General features: G+C 70.8%; 16 protein-coding genes. 2 read left to right on the top strand and 14 right to left on the bottom strand.

Annotated features, from left to right (window positions below):
* From aroC to IE249_RS22495, 12 genes are all read right to left on the bottom strand, one after another.
* Positions 1-974, bottom strand: a 974-nt coding sequence (aroC, locus tag IE249_RS22550; protein ID WP_229859017.1) for a chorismate synthase, incomplete at its 3' end; no start/stop codon positions are given.
* Positions 975-1143: 169 nt separating this feature from the next.
* The gene (locus tag IE249_RS22545; protein WP_189707251.1) at positions 1144-1992 is read right to left on the bottom strand and encodes a shikimate dehydrogenase; all 849 of its coding nucleotides are present in this window, start codon (positions 1990-1992) and stop codon (positions 1144-1146) included.
* Positions 1973-3766 (bottom strand): endolytic transglycosylase MltG, encoded by a 1794-nt coding sequence (gene mltG, locus IE249_RS22540; RefSeq protein WP_189707249.1) that lies wholly within the window; start codon positions 3764-3766, stop codon positions 1973-1975. The genes IE249_RS22545 and mltG overlap by 20 nt, the downstream gene beginning before the upstream one ends.
* Positions 3767-3887: 121 nt before the next feature.
* Entirely contained in the window at positions 3888-4352 is a 465-nt protein-coding gene (ruvX, locus tag IE249_RS22535) for a Holliday junction resolvase RuvX (protein WP_189707247.1), read from the bottom strand.
* Between the two features lie 8 nt (positions 4353-4360).
* On the bottom strand, positions 4361-7033 hold the full coding sequence (gene alaS, locus IE249_RS22530) for an alanine--tRNA ligase (protein ID WP_189707245.1): 2673 nt from the start codon (positions 7031-7033) through the stop codon (positions 4361-4363).
* Complete coding sequence (locus IE249_RS22525; protein ID WP_189707243.1) at positions 7033-7392, bottom strand: hypothetical protein; 360 nt, start codon at positions 7390-7392, stop codon at positions 7033-7035. The genes alaS and IE249_RS22525 overlap by 1 nt, the downstream gene beginning before the upstream one ends.
* Before the next feature lie 9 nt (positions 7393-7401).
* Complete coding sequence (locus IE249_RS22520) at positions 7402-7845, bottom strand: DUF948 domain-containing protein (protein ID WP_189707317.1); 444 nt, start codon at positions 7843-7845, stop codon at positions 7402-7404.
* A gap of 211 nt (positions 7846-8056) precedes the next feature.
* A complete protein-coding gene (rpsD, locus tag IE249_RS22515; protein WP_189707241.1) occupies positions 8057-8671 on the bottom strand; it encodes a 30S ribosomal protein S4 in 615 nt (204 codons plus the stop codon).
* A gap of 321 nt (positions 8672-8992) precedes the next feature.
* Positions 8993-10399: a replication-associated recombination protein A gene (locus IE249_RS22510; protein WP_189707239.1), complete on the bottom strand. Its 1407-nt coding sequence runs from the start codon at positions 10397-10399 to the stop codon at positions 8993-8995.
* A 57-nt stretch (positions 10400-10456) separates the two neighbouring features.
* On the bottom strand, positions 10457-11113 hold the full coding sequence (locus IE249_RS22505; RefSeq protein WP_189707237.1) for a vitamin K epoxide reductase family protein: 657 nt from the start codon (positions 11111-11113) through the stop codon (positions 10457-10459).
* Positions 11114-11361: 248 nt separating this feature from the next.
* On the bottom strand, positions 11362-12624 hold the full coding sequence (hisS, locus tag IE249_RS22500; protein WP_189707235.1) for a histidine--tRNA ligase: 1263 nt from the start codon (positions 12622-12624) through the stop codon (positions 11362-11364).
* Positions 12625-12635: 11 nt separating this feature from the next.
* Entirely contained in the window at positions 12636-13349 is a 714-nt protein-coding gene (locus tag IE249_RS22495; protein ID WP_189707233.1) for an MBL fold metallo-hydrolase, read from the bottom strand.
* Between the two features lie 168 nt (positions 13350-13517).
* Between IE249_RS22495 and IE249_RS22490 the strand changes: the two genes are divergently transcribed.
* Both IE249_RS22490 and IE249_RS22485 read left to right on the top strand, forming a co-directional pair.
* Positions 13518-14342, top strand: a complete 825-nt coding sequence (locus IE249_RS22490; protein ID WP_189707231.1) for a peptidylprolyl isomerase — start codon at positions 13518-13520, stop codon at positions 14340-14342.
* Between the two features lie 137 nt (positions 14343-14479).
* Positions 14480-15709 carry a DUF349 domain-containing protein gene (locus IE249_RS22485; protein WP_189707229.1) on the top strand — a complete coding sequence of 410 codons (1230 nt, stop codon included), beginning with the start codon at positions 14480-14482 and terminating at the stop codon, positions 15707-15709.
* Between the two features lie 112 nt (positions 15710-15821).
* Here IE249_RS22485 and IE249_RS22480 read toward each other — a convergent pair whose 3' ends face one another.
* Positions 15822-18335 carry a RelA/SpoT family protein gene (locus IE249_RS22480; RefSeq protein ID WP_189707227.1) on the bottom strand — a complete coding sequence of 838 codons (2514 nt, stop codon included), beginning with the start codon at positions 18333-18335 and terminating at the stop codon, positions 15822-15824.
* A gap of 212 nt (positions 18336-18547) precedes the next feature.
* Entirely contained in the window at positions 18548-19087 is a 540-nt protein-coding gene (locus IE249_RS22475; RefSeq protein ID WP_189707315.1) for an adenine phosphoribosyltransferase, read from the bottom strand.
* Positions 19088-19090 lie beyond the last annotated feature (3 nt).

Genomic DNA, 19090 nt, shown 5'->3' with positions numbered 1-19090 from the left:
GCGCGCGGCACGGTCGCGATCGGCTTCATCGCCGCCCGCACCCGCAGCAGCTCGCCGGTGGACAGCCCGCCCTCGGTGCCGCCGGCGCGGCCCGACGTACGCCGGATGCCCTCGGGCGTGCTCACGATCTCGTCGTGCGCCTTCGACCCGGGCACCCGGGCCAGCTCGAAGCCGTCGCCGACCTCCACGCCCTTGATCGCCTGGATGCCCATGAGCGCCCCGGCCAGCCGGGCGTCCAGCTTGCGGTCCCAGTGCACGTGGGAGCCCAGGCCCACGGGCACCCCGTACGCCAGTACCTCCACCACGCCGCCCAGGGTGTCCCCGTCCTTGTGCGCCTGGTCGACCTCCGCGACCATCGCCTTCGACGCGTCCGCGTCCAGGCAGCGCAGCGGGTCCTCGTCCAGCTTCGCCACGTCCGCGGGCGTGGGGTACACACCCTGCGGAGCCTTCACCGAGCACAGCTCGACGACATGGCTGACGATCTCGATGCCGGCCGTCTCCTTCAGGTACGACCGCGCCACCGCGCCCAGCGCCACCCGCGCCGCCGTCTCCCGCGCGGAGGCCCGCTCGAGGATCGGCCGGGCCTCGTCGAAGCCGTACTTCTGCATGCCCGCGAGGTCCGCGTGGCCCGGGCGGGGCCGGGTCAGCGGCGCGTTGCGGGCCAGTTCGGCGAGCTCCGCCGGGTCGACCGGGTCGGCCGCCATGACCTGCTCCCACTTGGGCCACTCGGTGTTGCCCACCATGATCGCCACCGGGGAGCCGAGGGTGAGGCCGTGCCGGACACCGCCGAGGAAGGTGACCTCGTCGCGCTCGAACTTCATGCGGGCGCCGCGCCCGTAGCCCAGGCGCCGCCGTGCGAGGTGGTCCGCCACCATCTCCGTGGTGATCGGCACGCCGGCGGGAAGGCCCTCCAGCGTCGCGACAAGTGCGGGTCCGTGGGACTCCCCCGCGGTCAGCCAACGCAACCTGCTCAACGATGCTCCTCAGTGCTCGCGCCCGGTCCTGCCCTGCGTACGCGCGCCCTCGCGCGTGGTGACGGCACCGCCGGGTGCGCGACCCCGGCCCGCCACCTCCGATCCTCCCACGTCCGGCCGCGTTGTCCGGCCGCCGGTCCATCAGGCGGACGCGGCGGCGGGCGGCCGGTCAGTCCCGGGAGCGGGCGGCGAGGGCGCGCTCCCCCGCCTTGCGCATGGCGTCGAGCGGGGCCGGGGCGCGTCCGGTCATCCGCTCGACCTGGAGGACCGCCTGGTGCACCAGGAGGTCGAGACCGCTGACGACGGCGCCGCCGGCCATGGACCAGCGGGCCGCGAGTGCCGTGGGCCAGGGGTCGTAGAGCACGTCGAAGAGGGTGGCGGGGCGCTCGGGCACGGCGGCGGCGAGCGCGTCCGTGGTGCCGGCGGGGGTGGTGGCGACGACCAGTGGGGCGGTGAGGGCCTCTTCGGCCCGCGACCAGTCGGCGGTACGGACCTCGACGTCCAGCCGCTCGCCCCAGCGGCGCATCTCGGCGGCGCGGGCGTCGCTGCGGACGTAGGCGACGACCTCGCCGGAGCAGACGCGGGCGAGGGCGGCGAGCGCGGAGGAGGCGGTCGCGCCCGCGCCGAGGATCGCCGCCCTCTCGACCTGCTCGATGCCGTGCTCGCGCAGTGCGGCGACCATGCCGGGCACGTCGGTGTTGTCGGCGAGCCGTCTGCCGTCCTCGGTGAACACGACCGTGTTGACCGCCTCGACGGAGGCGGCCGCCTCGCTGACCTCGTCGACCAGCGGCATGACGGCGCGCTTGAGCGGCATCGTCAGCGACAGTCCCGCCCACTCGGGGCCGAGCCCGTCGAGGAATTTGGGCAGGCCCGCCTCGTCGACCTCGAACCGGTCGTACGACCACTCGGTGAGCCCCAGCTCCTCGTAGGCGGCGCGGTGCAGCACCGGGGAGAGGGAGTGGGCGATGGGCGATCCCAGTACGGCGGCGCGGCGGGCGTCAGTTGCCCGAGCTGGCATTGAACTTGTCCTTGAGCTTCTGGAATTCGGCGTAGGTCTTGGCGAATTCGGTCTTGTTCATACCGTCGGTCGCCACGAAGTAGATCCAGCCCTCGTCGGTCGGGTTCAGCGCCGCCTTCAGCGCGTCCTCCCCCGGGTTTCCGATCGGTCCGGGCGGCAGGCCCTTGTTGGTGTACGTGTTGTACGGGCTCTTGTTGCTGTTGATCTCTTTTTCGCTGATGTGGATCTTGCTCTCGCCCTTCAGGTAGTTGAAGGTCGAGTCGAACTGAAGCAGCTGGTTGGTCTCGGTGTTGGTGGGCTTGAGCCGGTTGTAGACCACCTCCGCCATCTTGCGGAAGTCGTCGTGCGTCTTGCCCTCGGCCTGCACCAGGCTCGCCACCGTGACCAGTTGCAGCGGATCGGCGAGGTTGAAGTCCTTGGCCTTGGCGGCGAGGTTGTAGCGGCCGTAGGCCTGGGTGGCCTGGGTGACCATCTGCTTGAGCACCGTGTCGGGCTTCATGCCCTTGGCCGCGGGATAGGTGCCCGGCCAGAGGAAGCCCTCCAGCGGATCGAGGATCCTGCTGTTGCTGTTCGCCCAGCTCGGCAGGCCGAGGGACTTGTACTGCTTGGCTGCGAGTTTCTTCGTGGTGCCGTTCGCGAGGTCGAGTTGTTTGTCGATCGCCGCGTAGACCTGCGCGTTGCGCTCGCCCGGTTTGACCAGCACATTGCTCTGGCTCTTGGGGTCGAGCATCAGCGCCACGGCACTCGCGGCCGACATCTGCTTCTTCAGCAGATAGGCGCCCGCCTGGATCTGCTTGCCGTTCGGATTCTGCGACTGCGCGGCGACGAAGGCGTCCACGCTCTTCACCACACCGGCCGCTTTCAGCGCACGGCCGATGTCGTAACCGCCCGCACCCTTGGGAATCTCCACGGTCACGGTCTGGTCGATTCCGTTGCCCGCGAAGTCCGGGGCGGTGCCGAAACGATTTTGGTAGAACTGGTAGCCGTAGTAGCCGACGCCGGCCAGGCCGCCGCCGAAGACCATGACCACGACCAGGCAGGCGCAGCCGTTGCGGCGCTTCTTGCCGGTCTTCCCGCTCTTGCCCTTGCCGCCCCGCCCCTTGCGGTCGCCGCGCCCGCGGCCCCCGTCCGGCTCGTCGGCGCCCGGGTCGTCGTCGTCCTCGTCGTCGCCGCCCGCGAAGAAGGCGTGCTCCTCCTCGCCGTCGCCGGGCTCGGGGTCCCAGTCGGGGCGCTGCTCGGGTTCGGCCTTGCGGCGGCCCGGCGGCTCCGGCGGCGGATAGGCCTCGGGAGTGCCGTAGAAGTCGGGCTGCTGGGCGCCGTACCCGGCGCCCTGCTGGCCGTACGGGTCGGCCGGGTCGCCGGTGTAGGGGACCTGCGGCTGCGCTCCGGTGCCGTCCCAGCCGCCCTGCTGGTAGTGCTGCTGCTGGAGATGGCCCGCGTACTGCTGGTCGTACTGCTGCTGGCCGTGCTGATGACCCTGCTGGTGTACCTGCTGGTCGTACTGCTGCGGATGGCCCTGCTGGTGCGTGTGCTGGTCGTGGTGCGGGGACTGCTGGTGGCCCTGCTCGCCGTAGTGCGGCTGCGCGCCCTGGTGCTCCGGCTGCTGCTGGCCCCACTCGCCGTACTGCGGCTGCTGCGGATGGTGCTGCGACCGGCCGCCGTAGGGGGACTGCGGACCCGCGTGGGCCTGCTGTCCTCCCCATCCGCCGTCCCCGTACAACGGGTCCTCCGGATGCCACGGTTCGGAGCCTGGGCCCCGGCCATACTCAGTCATCGATCCCCTAGAGCCGCGAGGCGGCGGTCGCACGGCTACCGGCCCGCCTTCCGTTCCGCCTCTTGCTGTGCGGCGGCTGTTCGAACACCGCCGCATCGCGCGGAACGTTACCGTATCGCGATCAGATGACCACTTCGACGCCCTCGCCGGGTGCTTTGCCTGACACCCGTTCGGATTCCAGGGCCTGCTGCAGAATGATGACGGCGGCGGCCTGGTCGATGACGGAGCGTCCCTTCTTGGACCGCACCCCGGAGGCGCGCAGCCCCTGACTGGCCGTGACCGTGGTCATCCGCTCGTCCACCAGGCGGACCGGCACCGGGGCGATCCCCTTGGCCAGCTCACCGGCGAACGCGCGGACCTTGACGGCGGCCGGCCCCTCGCCGCCCTTGAGCGAGCGAGGGAGTCCGACGACCACCTCGATGGGCTCGTACTCCTCGACGAGCTGCCTGAGGCGGCGGTGGGCCGCCGGGACGTCCCGGCCGGGAACCGTCTCCACGGGCGTGGCGAGGATCCCGTCGGGGTCGCAGGAGGCGACCCCGATCCGGGCGTCCCCCACGTCGACCGCGAGCCGGCGTCCCCTTCTCATCGCCGGGCTCACTTGGCCGTTTCCGCCACGAGACGCTCGACGGCGTCCACGGCCTCGCCGACCGCGGCCGGGTTCTGGCCGCCGCCCTGGGCGACGTCCGGCTTGCCGCCACCGCCGCCGCCGAGGGTCTTGGCGGCGGTGCGGACCAGGTCACCGGCCTTGAGTCCGCGCTCGCGGGCGGCCTCGTTGGTGGCGATGACCGTGAGCGGCTTGCCGCCCGTCACCGTGAAGAGGGCCACGACGGCGGCCCGGCCGCCCTGGATGCGGCCGCGCACGTCGAGGACCAGCTTGCGCAGGTCGTCCGCCGTGGTGCCGTCCGGGACCTGGCCGGTGACGACGGCGACGCCACGTACGTCCTTGGCGGACTCGGCGAGACCGGCGGCGGCCTGGAGCACCTTCTCGGCGCGGAACTTCTCGATCTCCTTCTCGGCGTCCTTGAGCTTGCCGAGCATGGCGGAGACCTTCTCCGGCAGCTCCTCGGCGCGGCCCTTGAGCAGCTCGGTGAGCTGGTTGACGACCGTGTGCTCGCGGGCGAGGAAGTTGTAGGCGTCGACGCCGACCAGGGCCTCGATACGGCGCACACCCGAGCCGATGGAGGACTCGCCGAGCAGCTTCACCAGGCCCAGCTGGGCGGTGTTGTGCACATGGGTGCCGCCGCACAGCTCCTTGGAGAAGTCGCCGATGGTCACGACGCGGACCCGCTCGCCGTACTTCTCGCCGAACTCGGCGATGGCGCCCTGCTTCCGGGCGTCGTCGATGCCCATGACCTCGGCGCGGACGTCGAGGTCGCGGGCGAGCACCTCGTTGATCTTCTGCTCGACGTCGGTCATCACGGCCGTCGGGACGGCGGACGGGGAGCCGAAGTCGAAGCGGAAGCGGCCGGGCTGGTTCTCCGAGCCGGCCTGGGCGGCCGTGGGGCCGAGGGCGTCGCGCAGGGCCTGGTGGGTCAGGTGCGTGGCCGAGTGGGCGCGGGCGATGGCCTTGCGGCGGCGGTTGTCGATGGCGGCGTGGGCCTTGGCCCCCACCGTCACCTCGCCGACCTGGACGACGCCCTTGTGGACGTAGACGCCGGGCACCGGCTTCTGGCAGTCGCGGATCTCGATGACGGCGCCGGAGTCGGCCCTGATGCGGCCGGTGTCGCCGATCTGGCCGCCGCCCTCGGCGTAGAAGGGGGTGCGGTCCAGGACGACCTCGACCTCGTCGCCCTCGGTGGCGGCCGGGGAGGAGACGCCGTCGACGAGGATGCCGACGATGGTGGACTCGCCCTCGGTGTCGGTGTACCCGATGAAGTCGGTCTCGCCGGCGGTGTCGGCGATCTCACGGTAGGCGCCGAGGTCGGCGTGGCCGGTCTTCTTGGCCTGGGCGTCGGCCTTGGCGCGCTCCCGCTGCTCCTTCATCAGGCGGCGGAAGCCCTCCTCGTCCACGGCGAGGCCCTGTTCGGCGGCCATCTCCAGGGTGAGGTCGATCGGGAAGCCCCAGGTGTCGTGGAGCAGGAAGGCCTTGTCGCCGGGGAGGACGGTGCCGCCGGCCTGCTTGGTCTCGGTGACGGCGGTGTCGAGGATGTTGGTGCCGGCCTTGAGGGTCTTCAGGAAGGCGTTCTCCTCGGCGAGGGCGACCTTCTCGATGCGCTCGCGGTCGGTGACCAGCTCCGGGTACTGCTGGCCCATCATGCCGATGACGACGTCGATGAGGTCCTTGACCACCGGGCCGGTGGCGCCGAGCAGGCGCATGTTGCGGATGGCGCGGCGCATGATGCGGCGCAGCACGTAGCCGCGGCCCTCGTTGCCCGGGGTGACGCCGTCGCCGATGAGCATGGTGGCGGTGCGCATGTGGTCGGTGACCACGCGCAGGGACACGTCCGAGCCGTGGGCGTCGCCGTAGGCCACGCCCGTCAGTTCGGTGGCCTTCCTGATGACGGCCATGGAGGTGTCGATCTCGTACATGTTCTGCACGCCCTGCAGAATCATGGCGAGCCGCTCGAGGCCGAGGCCGGTGTCGATGTTCTTGCTCGGCAGGTCGCCGAGGATCTCGAAGTTGTCCTTGCCGGTGCCCTCGCCGCGCTCGTACTGCATGAAGACGAGGTTCCAGATCTCCACGTACCGCTCGTCGTTGACGGCGGGGCCGCCCTCGGCGCCGAACTCGGGGCCGCGGTCGTAGTTGATCTCGGAGCAGGGGCCGCAGGGGCCGGGCACGCCCATGGACCAGAAGTTGTCCTTCATGCCCAGGCGCTGGATGCGTTCGGCGGGGACGCCCACGGCGTCGCGCCAGATCTGCTCGGCCTCGTCGTCGTCCTGGTAGACGGTGATCCAGAGCTTCTCCGGCTCCAGGCCGTAACCGCCCTTGTCCTGGGGGGTGGTGAGCAGCTCCCAGGCGAGCTTGATGGCGCCTTCCTTGAAGTAGTCGCCGAAGGAGAAGTTGCCGCACATCTGGAAGAAGGTGCCGTGCCGGGTGGTCTTGCCGACCTCTTCGATGTCCGGGGTGCGCACGCACTTCTGCACGCTGGTGGCGCGCGGGAAGGGCGGCTTGACCTCGCCCAGGAAGTAGGGCTTGAAGGGCACCATGCCGGCCGGGACGAGGAGCAGAGTCGGGTCGTCCGCGATGAGCGACGCCGAAGGGACGACGGTGTGCCCGCGCTCCTCGAAGAAGCTCAGCCAGCGGCGGCGGATCTCGGCCGACTCCATCAGTGGTCCTCATTCCGGTTGTACGAGTACGACGGGTCCGTGGGATTCCCGGCGTACTTCGGGCTGTTGCGGTTCTCGATGGCGGCGTGCCGCCGTGGCGCGGGGAGTTCGGGGTCGACGGGGGCGTTGATGCCGAGGGCGTCGCCGAGTTCGGCCTCCCGCTGGGCCATGTTGTCGCGGACGTCGAGCGCGAAGCCGACCGCACGGTCCTTGATGCGGTGGCCGGTCTCGAGCGCCTTGCTGGCCGCGGTCGCGGCGAGGGACTCGGGGGTCAGCTGCCTGAGCTTGCGGTTGACCTTGGTGGTGGCCCAGACGCCGGCGGCGACACCGGTGCCGAACCAGAACGTACGGCGGAACATGGCTAGTCCTTACTTCTCCCGGTTGTTCCGCTTCCCCCGCCGGGCGGCCGGGACGGTGCGGCCCACGATCACGTTACGCCCGGAGGTCCTGGCGGGCACGTCCTGGCCCTTGCGGCCGCCGAGCGCACGGCGGACGCCGTAGCCGAAGGCCGCGACCTTGACCAGGGGACCGCCGAAGGTGGAGGCGACGGTGGTCGACAGCGCGGAGGCGTTGGACGTGACCTCCTGGACGTCGGAGGCGATCGCGTCGACGCGGTCGATCTGGGTCTGCGCGGAGCGCACCGCCTGCGAGGCGTCGGCCAGCAGCGGAACCGCCTGGTCGGTCACGTCCGCGACGAGTTTGGTGGTCGCCCTGAGCGTCTGGGCCAGCCTCGCCAGCGCGACGGCGAGGAAGGAGACCAGGATCGCCCAGAAGACGGCCACCAGGATCCCGGCCACCTCTCCACCGGACACTGTGCGCACCCGCTCCCTGAACATGCAGTGAACATCGGAACCAAAAGAATCAGTGCACCGAGCCTATCGCGCCGCGGGTGGGGCTCCGTACCGGATTACCGTCCCCGGCGGGGCGGGGGCCCGCGCAGATGCGTGAGCCCGCCGGCTCGCCCGCCCTCGCGGGCGGGGAGACGGCGGGCTCACGTGCGGTGGTGCTACGGCCTGCCGGTGATCAGCGGGCGTAGTACTCGACGACGAGCTGCTCGTCGCAGATCACCGGGATCTCCTTGCGGTTCGGCTCGCGGTCCAGGCGGAACGCCAGGGCCTTGAGGTTCACCTGGAGGTAGCGCGGGGTCTCGCCCTCGGGGGCGAAGCCGCCCTCACGGGCGATGTGGAAGAGCGTCTTGTCCTTGGAGCGGTCGCGGACCTGGACGACGTCGTCGGGGCGCACGCGGAAGGACGGCTTGTCGACCTTCTGGCCGTTGACCTGGATGTGGCCGTGGACGACCATCTGGCGGGCCTGGTAGATCGTGCGGGCGATGCCCGAACGCAGGACCAGCGCGTCGAGACGGCGCTCGAGCTCGATGATCAGGGCCTCACCGGTCTTGCCCTGGACCTTGGAGGCACGCTCGTAGGCGCGGACGAGCTGGCGCTCGGACACGTCGTACTGCGCGCGCAGACGCTGCTTCTCGAGCAGACGGACCTTGTAGTCCGAGTTCTGCTTGCGGCCGCGGCCGTGCTCGCCCGGCGGGTAGGGACGGGCCTCGAAGTACTTGACGGCCTTCGGGGTCAGCGCGATGCCGAGGGCACGCGACTTCTTCACCTTGGGGCGGGACTGGTTCGCCACTGTTTTCCTTTTCCTAGTTTTCCGGCTCGTCAGTGTTCAGGGAGGTCGCATCCGCAGCCGGGGAATCCCGCCGGGTCCGCGTGGGACCTGCCGGGCAGCCGCTCCCCTGGTCTGGGCACATACGTGCAGCACGCGAGTGGCCCACCTGCCGGTCCCGGAGCTCCGGGTGGTGGTGGGCTGCCCGCGACACCGAATCGACGGTGCGCGACGCTCCTGGATTCCGGCCCCGGGGGGCTGGGATCCGGCTGGTTGTCCCGCTCTGACGCGCCGGCCGAAGCCGGACACGGGACTCAGCGCTCCGGGAAGTCTACAGGGTGCTCACTACCGCTTACGACCGAGCCGTCCCCGGGTCCACTCCACCGCGTCCGCGTACCGCGCCTCGGCGCCGTGCCGGCCGGGGGTGTAGTACTCGCGGTCCTTGAGGGCGTCCGGTGCGTACTGCTGGGCGGCGATGCCCTCGGGCAGGTCGTGCGGGTAGACGTAGCCCTGGGCGTGGCCGAGCTTGGCGGCGCCCTTGTAGTGCCCGTCCCGCAGGTGGGGCGGCACGGGTCCGGCCAGTCCCTTGCGCACGTCGTCCAGGGCGGCGCCGATCGCGGTGGTCGCGGAGTTGGACTTGGGGGCGAGGGCGAGCGCGATGGTGGCGTGGGACAGGGTGAGCGCGGCCTCGGGGAAGCCGATCATGGCGACCGCCTGGGCTGCGGCCACGGCCATGGGCAGCGCGTTCGGGTCGGCGAGCCCGATGTCCTCGCTGGCGGAGATCATCAGGCGGCGGGCGATGAAGCGGGGGTCCTCCCCGGCCTCGATCATCCGGGCCAGGTAGTGCAGGGCCGCGTCGACGTCGGAGCCGCGGATGGACTTGATCAGGGCGCTGGCGACGTCGTAGTGCTGGTCGCCGTCGCGGTCGTACTTCACCGCGGCCCGGTCGACGGTCTCCTCCAGGGTGGTGAGGCCGATCTCGCTCTCGCCCTTGTCGAGGGCGGCCCCGGCGGCGGCCTCGAGCGCGGTCAGGGCGCGGCGGGCGTCGCCGCCGGCGATGCGCAGCAGGTGGTCCTCGGTGTCCTCGGGGAGGGCGACCGTGCCCTTGAGGCCGCGCTCGTCGGCGAGGGCGCGGCGGAGCAGGCCGCGGACGTCGTCGTCGGTGAGGGGTTCCAGGGTGAGCAGCAGGGAGCGGGACAGCAGCGGGGAGATGACCGAGAAGTACGGGTTCTCGGTGGTGGCGGCGATCAGGGTCACCCAGCGGTTCTCGACCGCGGGGAGCAGGGAGTCCTGCTGGGCCTTGCTGAAGCGGTGGATCTCGTCGAGGAAGAGGACGGTCTCCCTGCCGTACCCCCCGGAGGCGCGGCGGGCGCCGTCGATGACCGCGCGGACCTCCTTGACGCCCGCGGTGATCGCCGAGAGCTCCACGAAGCGCTTGTCGGTGGCCTTCGAGACGACGTAGGCCAGGGTGGTCTTGCCGGTGCCGGGCGGGCCCCAGAGGATCACCGACGAGGGTCCCGCCGGTCCCACCCGTCTCCCACCACCACCCTTGCCGGAGGGGCCTTCGGCCCCGCCCCTCTGGTCCGCGCCTTCGCCGACCAGCCGGCGCAGGGGCGAGCCGGGCTTGAGCAGGTGCTGTTGGCCCACCACCTCGTCCAGGGTGCGCGGGCGCATCCGGACGGCCAGGGGGCTGGCGGCCGGGTCCTTCTCCTGGCGTTCCTCGGCGGCGGCGGTGAACAGGTCGGGTTCCACGCTGAAACCCTATGGCACGCCACTGACAACCGGGCCGGGGCCGGGGCCGGCCCGGGCTCAGGCCCAGAGGCTGCTGCCCCAGCGGGTCAGGATGAGCATGGCGATGACACCGCAGTGCGTGACCGGCAGGACCCAGGTGAACTCGGTGAGGAAGTTCTTCACCGGACGCGGGGCGGGCAGGAAGTCGTTGCGGAGGTTGAAGGACGTCACGTACCAGAACATGGTGATGGTGGCGACCCAGGCCAGGGAGCACCACAGGCACAGGGCGTTGATCCGGTACAGGGACTGGAACTGCAGCCAGGTGACGAAGCAGACGCCGAAGAGCGTGCCGAAGTTGAAGGTCAGCCAGTACCAGCGCGGGAAGGTGGCACGGGCGAGCAGGCTCATGCCGACGCAGATGACGATGCCGTAGCAGACGAGGCCGAGCCAGGGGTTGGGGAAGCCGAAGGCGGCGGCCTGCTTGCTCTCCATGACGCTGCCGCAGGAGACGATCGGGTTGAGGCTGCAGCTCGGCGTGAACGTCTTGCCGCTGAGCTTGCCCTCCATGATCTTCTGCTTGTCGAGGGTGATGACCCAGGCGGCGAGCAGTCCGGCCGCGCCGGTGATCACCAGCATCAGGGCGAAGGCGCGGCTGCCGCCCACCGTGCGCGGGCCGCGGACCGCGCGCTCGGGTTCGGGCTCCGTGGAGACGTCCTTGACTGTCGTCTTGCTCATCACGCCGATTCCGTCACTTGTGAGTCGGACCTTCTTCGGGCATGGCCATTGTGCCGCACGCGTACGTGTCTTCACCGTTCGGTGAACATAAGGGGATACGCGTGCGCGAGCCCTGGCGTTCGGTTCCGGACAAGGTCCGCACCGGGGGTCCGCTTCCCCGGCGACCGGCACGCGTGCGTGCCGGTCGCACTTCGGAATCATTCGGCCGCGTGAAGCGGCGGGCGCGGAGTTGACGCCCGGCCGGGCCGTCAGCCGAGCCGTGACTCCAGTTCCGCCACGATCTCGTCCACGCCGATCGCCGTCTGCTCGCCGGACTCCATGTCCTTGAGCTGGACGACGCCCTCGGCGAGGTCTCGCTCACCGGCGACGAGGGTGAAGCGGGCGCCGCTGCGGTTGGCGTTCTTCATGGCGCCCTTCAGCCCCCTGTGCCCGTAGGAGAAGTCGGCCGCGATGCCCACCTTGCGCAACTCGGTGACCTTGGCGAAGAGCAGGCGCCGGGCCTCCTCGCCGAGCGGCACGGCGAACACGCTGGTGGTCGCGGGCAGGCGCAGTTCGACGCCCTCCGCCTCCAGCGCCAGGACCGTACGGTCCACGCCCAGCGCCCAGCCCACCGAGGGCAGGGCCGGGCCGCCGATCATCTCGGACAGGCCGTCGTAGCGGCCGCCGCCGCCCACCGCGGACTGCGAACCCAGGCCGTCGTGGACGAACTCGAAGGTGGTGCGCGTGTAGTAGTCCAGGCCGCGGACCAGCTTGGGGTCGTCCTCGAAGGAGACGCCGGCGGCCGTGATCAGCTCGCGGACCTCCTCGTGGTACGCCTTGCAGGCGTCGCACAGGTAGTCGCGCAGGAGCGGGGCCTCGGTGAGCTGCTTCTGCACGTCGGGACGTTTGTCGTCGAGCACGCGCAGGGGGTTGATCTCCGCCCGGCGCAGGGTGTCCTCGTCCAGGTCCAGTCCGCGCAGGAAGTCCTGGAGCGCGGCCCGGTAGACCGGGCGGCACTCCTTGTCGCCCAGGCTGTTGAGCAGGATGCGGAAATTGCGCAGGCCCAGGGAGCGGTACGCCTGGTCGGCGAGGATGATCAGCTCGGCGTCGAGCGCCGGGTCCTCCGCGCCGATCGCCTCGGCGCCGACCTGGGAGAAGTGGCGGTAACGGCCCTTCTGCGGGCGCTCGTAGCGGTAGTACGAGCCCGAGTACCAGAGCTTGACCGGGAGGTTGCCGGCCTTGTGCAGGCCGGCCTCCAGGGCGGCGCGCAGCACGGAGGCGGTGCCCTCGGGGCGCAGGGCGAGGCGGTCGCCGCCCTTGGTCTCGAAGGCGTACATCTCCTTGGTCACGATGTCGGTGGACTCGCCGACGCCGCGGGCGAACAGCTCGACGTTCTCGAAGCCGGGCGTCTCGATGTAGCCGTAGCCGGAGTTGCGCAGCGGGGCGGCGATCGCCTCGCGCACCGCCAGGTACGTCGCGGAGTCCGGCGGGATCAGGTCGTACGTGCCCTTGGGGGCCTTGAAGGTGCTCACGAAGTGTCTCGTCACATTCCTCGTCGGGGAGCGGCGTCCGCGTCCGCTCCCGGGCCGGCCGCCACCTGCCGCAGATAGGGGTTGGTGGCGCGCTCCCGGCCGATGGTCGTCTGGGGGCCGTGGCCGGACAGCACCACGGTCGAGTCGTCGAGCGGCAGGCACACGCGGGCCAGCGAGTCGAGCATCTCGGCCATGTCACCGCCGGGCAGGTCGGTGCGTCCGATGGAGCCGGCGAAGAGCAGATCCCCGGAGAAGAGGACCGGCGGGATGTCCGCGGCCTCGGGCATCCGGAACGTCACCGACCCCTTGGTATGGCCGGGCGCGTGCGCGACTGAGAATTCCAGGCCGGCCAGTTCCAGCCGGGCACCGTCGGCCAGTTCCCTGACGTCGTCCGGCTCCCCCACGGTCAGGTCCCCCATCAGCGGCGTACCGACGGAGAGGCCGAGGGCCTTGCCGGGGTCGCTCATCATGTACCGGTCGGCCGGGTGGATCCAGGCCGGTACGTCGTGCGCGCCGCACACCGGGACGACCGAGGCCACGTGGTCGATGTGGCCGTGGGTGAGGACGACGGCGACGGGCTTGAGCCGGTGCTTGCGGACCGCCTCCGCGACGCCGTCGGCGGCCTGGTGGCCGGGGTCGATGATCACGCACTCCTCACCGGCGGCCGGGGCGACGAGGTAGCAGTTCGTCCCCCAGGCCCCGGCGGGGAACCCGGCAATGAGCACGATCGTCCTTCGTTTGTGTCGATACGGGCGGCCGCGGCCGCGGTCAGAGCCTACCGGCGCTGCCGGATCCTCAGCGAACCCATATACGGTACGGGGCACACGCAGACGGTCGGCTCGCACGACGCATGTGTACCGGTCGGCACCCAAGACGCATGAGGAGAGAACCCGGTGGTCAGCCAGGAGCAGCGGCGGCGTCAGCTCGCCCGGGAGAAGTTCTTGCGGCAGCAGCAGCGGCGCACCAGCGCACGGCGCAAGGCGCGGATGCGCAACTCCGTGATCGCGTCGGTGCTCGGCGTGGTCGTCATCGGCAGCGTCGCGCTGTACACGACCGGGGTGCTGAAGAACGACAAGGACGACAAGTCGAACGCGAGCGCGCAGGTCACCCCGAGCGCCTCCGCGCCCAGCAAGGCGCCGGACCCGTGCGCGAAGCCGGCCGCGGGCCCGGTGAAGAAGCTGAGCTGGAAGAAGGAGCCGGCGATGACGATCGACGCGTCGGCGAAGTACACGATGAAGCTCGCGACGACGTGCGGCGACATAGACGTGGCGCTGAAGACGTCGGCCGCGCCGCACACGGTGAACAGCTTCAACTTCCTTGCCGCGCAGGGCTTCTTCGACCACACCAAGTGCCACCGGCTCACCACGAACGGCATCTACGTGCTGCAGTGCGGCGACCCGACGGGCACCGGCAGCGGCGGTCCCGGCTACACGCTCCCGGACGAGAACCTCAAGGACAAGAGCCTCAAGGACAACGTCTATCCGGCCGGCACGGTGGCGATGGCGAACACCGGGCAGAAGCACACGGGCGGAAGCCAGTTCTTCCTGGTGTACCAGAACAGTCCGCTGCCGCCCAACTACAGCCCGTTCGGTACGATTTCCGAGTCCGGGATGAAGGTACTGAAGAAGATCGCCGCCGCGGGCGAGAACACCGGCGGCGGCGACGGAGCCCCCAACGCGACGGTCGTGATCAACAAGGCGACGGTCGCCAAATCCTGAGCGTCAACTGCGAAATTTCGGTCGCGCGGGATGCGGACAGGCAACCCGCCGGTCGCCTATGTTGGCCGTGACGAAACTGTGGACGATGCCCGGGGGAGCTTCGAGCGCCCTCGCAGGCATCATGTGGAGGAGGCGCTGTGAGCAGCGACCCGTGGGGCCGCGTCGACGAGACGGGGACCGTGTACGTGCGTACGGCCGACGGCGAGCAGGTCGTCGGTTCCTGGCAGGCGGGCTCCCCCGAGGAGGCGCTGGCCTACTTCGAGCGCAAGTACGAGGGCCTGGTTGTCGAGATCGGCCTCCTCGAGAAGCGAGTACGGACCACCGATCTGTCCGCGAAGGACGCCCAGGCGGCCATCGACCACCTGCGGGAGCAGGTGGACGCGCACCATGCGGTCGGCGACCTGGACGCGCTGCGCACCCGCCTGGACAAGCTGGTCGAGACCGTGGAGTCGCGGCGCGAGGAGCGCAAGGCGCAGCGCGCCCGGCAGGCGGACGAGGCGCGGCACTCCAAGGAGGCCCTGGTCACCGAGGCGGAGCAGCTCGCGCAGTCCGACCAGTGGCGGGCGGCCGGTGAGCGGCTGCGCGCGCTGGTGGACACCTGGAAGGGGCTGCCGCGGCTGGACCGCAAGTCCGACGACGAGCTGTGGCACCGCTTCTCGCACGCGCGGTCGGCGTTCTCCAAGCGGCGCAAGGCGCACTTCGCGCAACTGGACGCGCAGCGCGAGGAGGCCCGCAGGACCAAGGAGCGGCTGGTCGCCGAGGCCGAGGCGCTGTCGGACTCGACGGACTGGGGCCCGACGGCGGCCCGTTACCGCGAGCTGATGGCGGAGTGGAAGGCCGCGGGCCGCGCCCAGCGCGAGCACGAGGACGACCTGTGGAACCGCTTCCGCGGCGCCCAGGACGTGTTCTTCGCCGCCCGCAGCTCGGTCTTCGCCGAGCGGGACGCCGAGCAGTCGGAGAACCTGAAGCTGAAGGAGGAGCTGGCCGAGGAGGCCGAGAAGCTCCTGCCGATCGCCGACCTGAAGGCCGCCCGGGCCGCCTTCCGCTCGATCAACGAGCGCTGGGAGGCCATCGGCCATGTGCCGCGCGACGCGCGTCCCCGCGTCGAGGGCCGGATGCACACGGTCGAGCGCGCCATCCAGGAGGCCGAGGAGGCCGAGTGGCGGCGCACCAACCCGGAGGCACGCGCGCGTGCCGAGGGCCTGACCGGTCAGCTGCAGGCGGCCGTGGACAAGCTCCGGGGCCAGATCGAGCAGGCGCGGGCGCAGGGCAACAGCGCCAAGGCGGACAAGCTCCAGCAGGAGCTGGACGGCCGCCAGGCGCTTCTGGACCAGGCGCTGAAGGGTCTGCAGGAGTTCGGCGGCTGAAGCTGTCGCCGCCCGGCCCCCGGGTGCTGAGACGGCTGAGGGCTCCCGTACCGATGGGGTACGGGAGCCCTCAGCCGTCTCCAGCGGGGCTCTCGCGCCCCGCTGTGCGCCTCTACGCCCTGCTGCGTGCCGAGGTGACCCGGTAGACGTCGTAGACGCCCTCCACGCCGCGTACGGCCTTCAGGACGTGTCCCAGGTGCTTGGGGTCGCCCATCTCGAAGGTGAAGCGGGAGGTGGCGACGCGGTCGCGGGAGGTCTGGACGGCCGCGGACAGGATGTTGACGTGCTGGTCGGACAGCACGCGCGTGACGTCCGACAGCAGCCGGGAGCGGTCCAGGGCCTCCACCTGGATGGCCACCAGGAACACCGAGGACTGGGTGGGCGCCCACTCGACGTCCAGGATGCGCTCGGGTTCGCGGGACAGTGACTCCACGTTGACGCAGTCGCTGCGGTGAACCGATACTCCGCTACCGCGGGTGACGAATCCGATGATCGGGTCGCCGGGCACCGGCGTACAGCAGCGGGCCAGCTTGACCCACACGTCGTCGACGCCCTTGACGACGACGCCCGGGTCGGCGCTGGAGCGGCGCTTGCGGCCGCGTCCGCGCGAGGGCGGCACGCTCTCGTCGATCTCCTCGGTGGCCGCCTCCTCGCCGCCGAGCGCCTGGACGAGCTTCTGCACGATGTTCTGCGCGGAGACATGGCCCTCGCCGATCGCCGCGTACAGCGCGGAGATGTCCGAGTAGCGCATCTCGTGCGCGAGGGTGACCAGCGAGTCACCGGTGAGGATGCGCTGGATCGGCAGGTTCTGCTTGCGCATGGCGCGGACGATGGCGTCCTTGCCCTGCTCGATCGCCTCGTCCCGCCGCTCCTTGGAGAACCAGGCGCGGATCTTGTTGCGGGCACGGGGCGACTTGACGAAGCCGAGCCAGTCGCGGGAGGGCCCGGCGCCGGTCGCCTTGGAGGTGAAGACCTCCACCAGGTCGCCGTTGTCCAGGGTGGACTCCAGCGGTACGAGGCGGCCGTTGACGCGGGCTCCTATGGTGCGGTGGCCTACCTCGGTGTGCACCGCGTAGGCGAAGTCGACGGGGGTGGCACCGGCCGGCAGCGCTATGACGTCGCCCTTGGGGGTGAAGACGAAGACCTCGTTGCGGGAGAGGTCGAAGCGCAGCGACTCCAGGAACTCGCCGGGGTCCTCGGTCTCCTTCTGCCAGTCCAGCAACTGCCTGAGCCACGCCATGTCGTTGATGGCGTCCTTGTCCTTGGCGGACGACTTGGGCGCGTCGGTGCGGACCTTGGAGGCGCCGGCGACGGCCTCCTGCTTGTACTTCCAGTGCGCGGCGATGCCGTACTCGGCGCGGCGGTGCATGTCGAAGGTGCGGATCTGCAGCTCGACCGGCTTGCCGTTGGGCCCGATGACCGTGGTGTGCAGCGACTGGTACATGTTGAACTTGGGCATCGCGATGTAGTCCTTGAACCGGCCGGGGACCGGGTTCCATCTCGCGTGCACGGTGCCGAGGGCGGCGTAGCAGTCGCGGACCGTGTCGACGAGGACGCGGATGCCCACCAGGTCGTAGATCTCCGCGAAGTCGCGGCCGCGGACGATCATCTTCTGGTAGACGCTGTAGTAGTGCTTCGGGCGGCCGGTGACCGTGGCCTTGATGCGGGCGGCGCGCAGGTCGGCCTGGACCTCGTCGGTGACGATGGCGAGGTACTCGTCGCGCTTGGGGGCGCGCTCGGCGACGAGGCGGACGATCTCGTCGTACATCTTGGGGTAGAGGATCGCGAAGGCGAGGTCCTCCAGTTCCCACTTGATGGTGTTCATGCCCAGGCGGTGGGCGAGCGGCGCGTAGATCTCCAGGGTCTCGCGCGCCTTCTTCTCCTGCTTCTCGCGCTTGAGGTAGCGCATGGTGCGCATGTTGTGCAGGCGGTCGGCGAGCTTGATGACCAGCACGCGCGGGTCCTTGGCCATCGCCACGACCATCTTGCGCACGGTCTCGGCCTGCGCGGCCTCGCCGAACTTGACCTTGTCCAGCTTGGTGACGCCGTCGACGAGCAGGGCGACGGTGTCGCCGAAGTCGCGGCGCAGCTGGTCCAGGCCGTACTCGGTGTCCTCGACGGTGTCGTGCAGCAGGCCGGCCATCAGCGTGGCCGGGTCCATGCCCAGCTCGGCGAGGATGGTGGTGACGGCGAGGGGGTGCGTGATGTACGGGTCGCCGCTCTTGCGCTTCTGGCCGCGGTGCCAGCGCTCGGCGACCTGGTAGGCCTTCTCGATCTGGCGGAGCGTGGAGTTCTCGATCTTCGGGTCGTTGCTGCGCACTATCCGCAGCAGCGGTTCCAGGACCGGGTTGTAGGGGTTGGCACGCTGGACGCCGAGGCGGGCGAGGCGGGCGCGGACGCGGTTGGAGGAGCCGGAGCGCGCGCTCTGTCCGGCGGCGGGGCGGACGGGCGCGGCCGGTTTGGGACGCGAGGCCTCGGCGCTCTTCTCGACGGGCGCGGACTGGGCGTGCTCGACCGAGCCGCGGGCGTCGTTCTTCGCGTGCGACACGTTCGGCGCGGGCTTCGCCGCGGACGCCGAGGCGGACTCGGGCTTGGCGGCGGTCAGTGGCTGGGCCTCGTCTGGCAAGAGGGCTCCTCGTGCACGATCCGGGTCCCCCGGTCAGGCTCCGGAGATCCCATGGTAGCGATCCCGGGCTCCAGGATCGCCTCCAGCCCGATGTGAGGGCTGTTCACCGGGGAAACACCGCAGACGGGCGCCGGATTCCTCCGGGCCCGTCTCGGTGGCGGTGCGTGATGCCGCGTGACGTCGTGTGGCGCACGGTGGCGTCCGGGCGGTCCTCAGATGCGGAGCAGGGCCTCCAGCGGGGCCTCGCCCAGGGTGGGCTCCAGGCGGCCGCGGCCGCCCAGGAAGCCCAGCTCCATGAGGACGGCCAGTCCCGCGACCTCGGCTCCCGCCCGGCGGATCAGCTGGACGGAGGCCTCGGCGGTGCCGCCGGTGGCGAGCACGTCGTCGACGACCAGCACGCGGTCGCCGCCGGTCAGGTCCTCGGCGTGCACCTCGATCTCGGCCGAGCCGTACTCCAGGTCGTAGGCCTGGCGCAGGGTGGCTCCGGGGAGCTTGCCGGCCTTGCGGACCGGGATGAAGCCCAGGCCCGCGCGGACGGCGACCGGGGAGCCCAGGATGAATCCGCGGGCCTCCAGGCCGACGACCTTGGTCGCGCCGGTGCGCTCGGCGATGTCCGCGAGCGCGCCGGTGAGCGCGGTGAACGCCACGGGATCGGCCAGCAGCGGGGTGATGTCCTTGAACATCACGCCCGGCTCCGGGTAGTCCGCCACGTCACGGATGCGGCTGAGCAGCAGCTCCTGCACATCGGTCATCGC

Source organism: Streptomyces anandii JCM 4720, from assembly GCF_014650655.1.
Taxonomy (GTDB): domain Bacteria; phylum Actinomycetota; class Actinomycetes; order Streptomycetales; family Streptomycetaceae; genus Streptomyces; species Streptomyces anandii.
This window is presented reverse-complemented; position numbering and strand designations above follow the sequence as displayed.

Coding starts and splice junctions, on each gene's coding strand:
- mltG (WP_189707249.1), bottom strand. CDS start 3,766: ATGACTGAGTATGGCCGGGGCCCAGGCTCCGAACCGTGGCATCCGGAG.
- IE249_RS22545 (WP_189707251.1), bottom strand. CDS start 1,992: ATGCCAGCTCGGGCAACTGACGCCCGCCGCGCCGCCGTACTGGGATCG.
- ruvX (WP_189707247.1), bottom strand. CDS start 4,352: ATGAGAAGGGGACGCCGGCTCGCGGTCGACGTGGGGGACGCCCGGATC.
- IE249_RS22475 (WP_189707315.1), bottom strand. CDS start 19,087: ATGACCGATGTGCAGGAGCTGCTGCTCAGCCGCATCCGTGACGTGGCG.
- IE249_RS22525 (WP_189707243.1), bottom strand. CDS start 7,392: ATGTTCCGCCGTACGTTCTGGTTCGGCACCGGTGTCGCCGCCGGCGTC.
- alaS (WP_189707245.1), bottom strand. CDS start 7,033: ATGGAGTCGGCCGAGATCCGCCGCCGCTGGCTGAGCTTCTTCGAGGAG.
- IE249_RS22505 (WP_189707237.1), bottom strand. CDS start 11,113: ATGAGCAAGACGACAGTCAAGGACGTCTCCACGGAGCCCGAACCCGAG.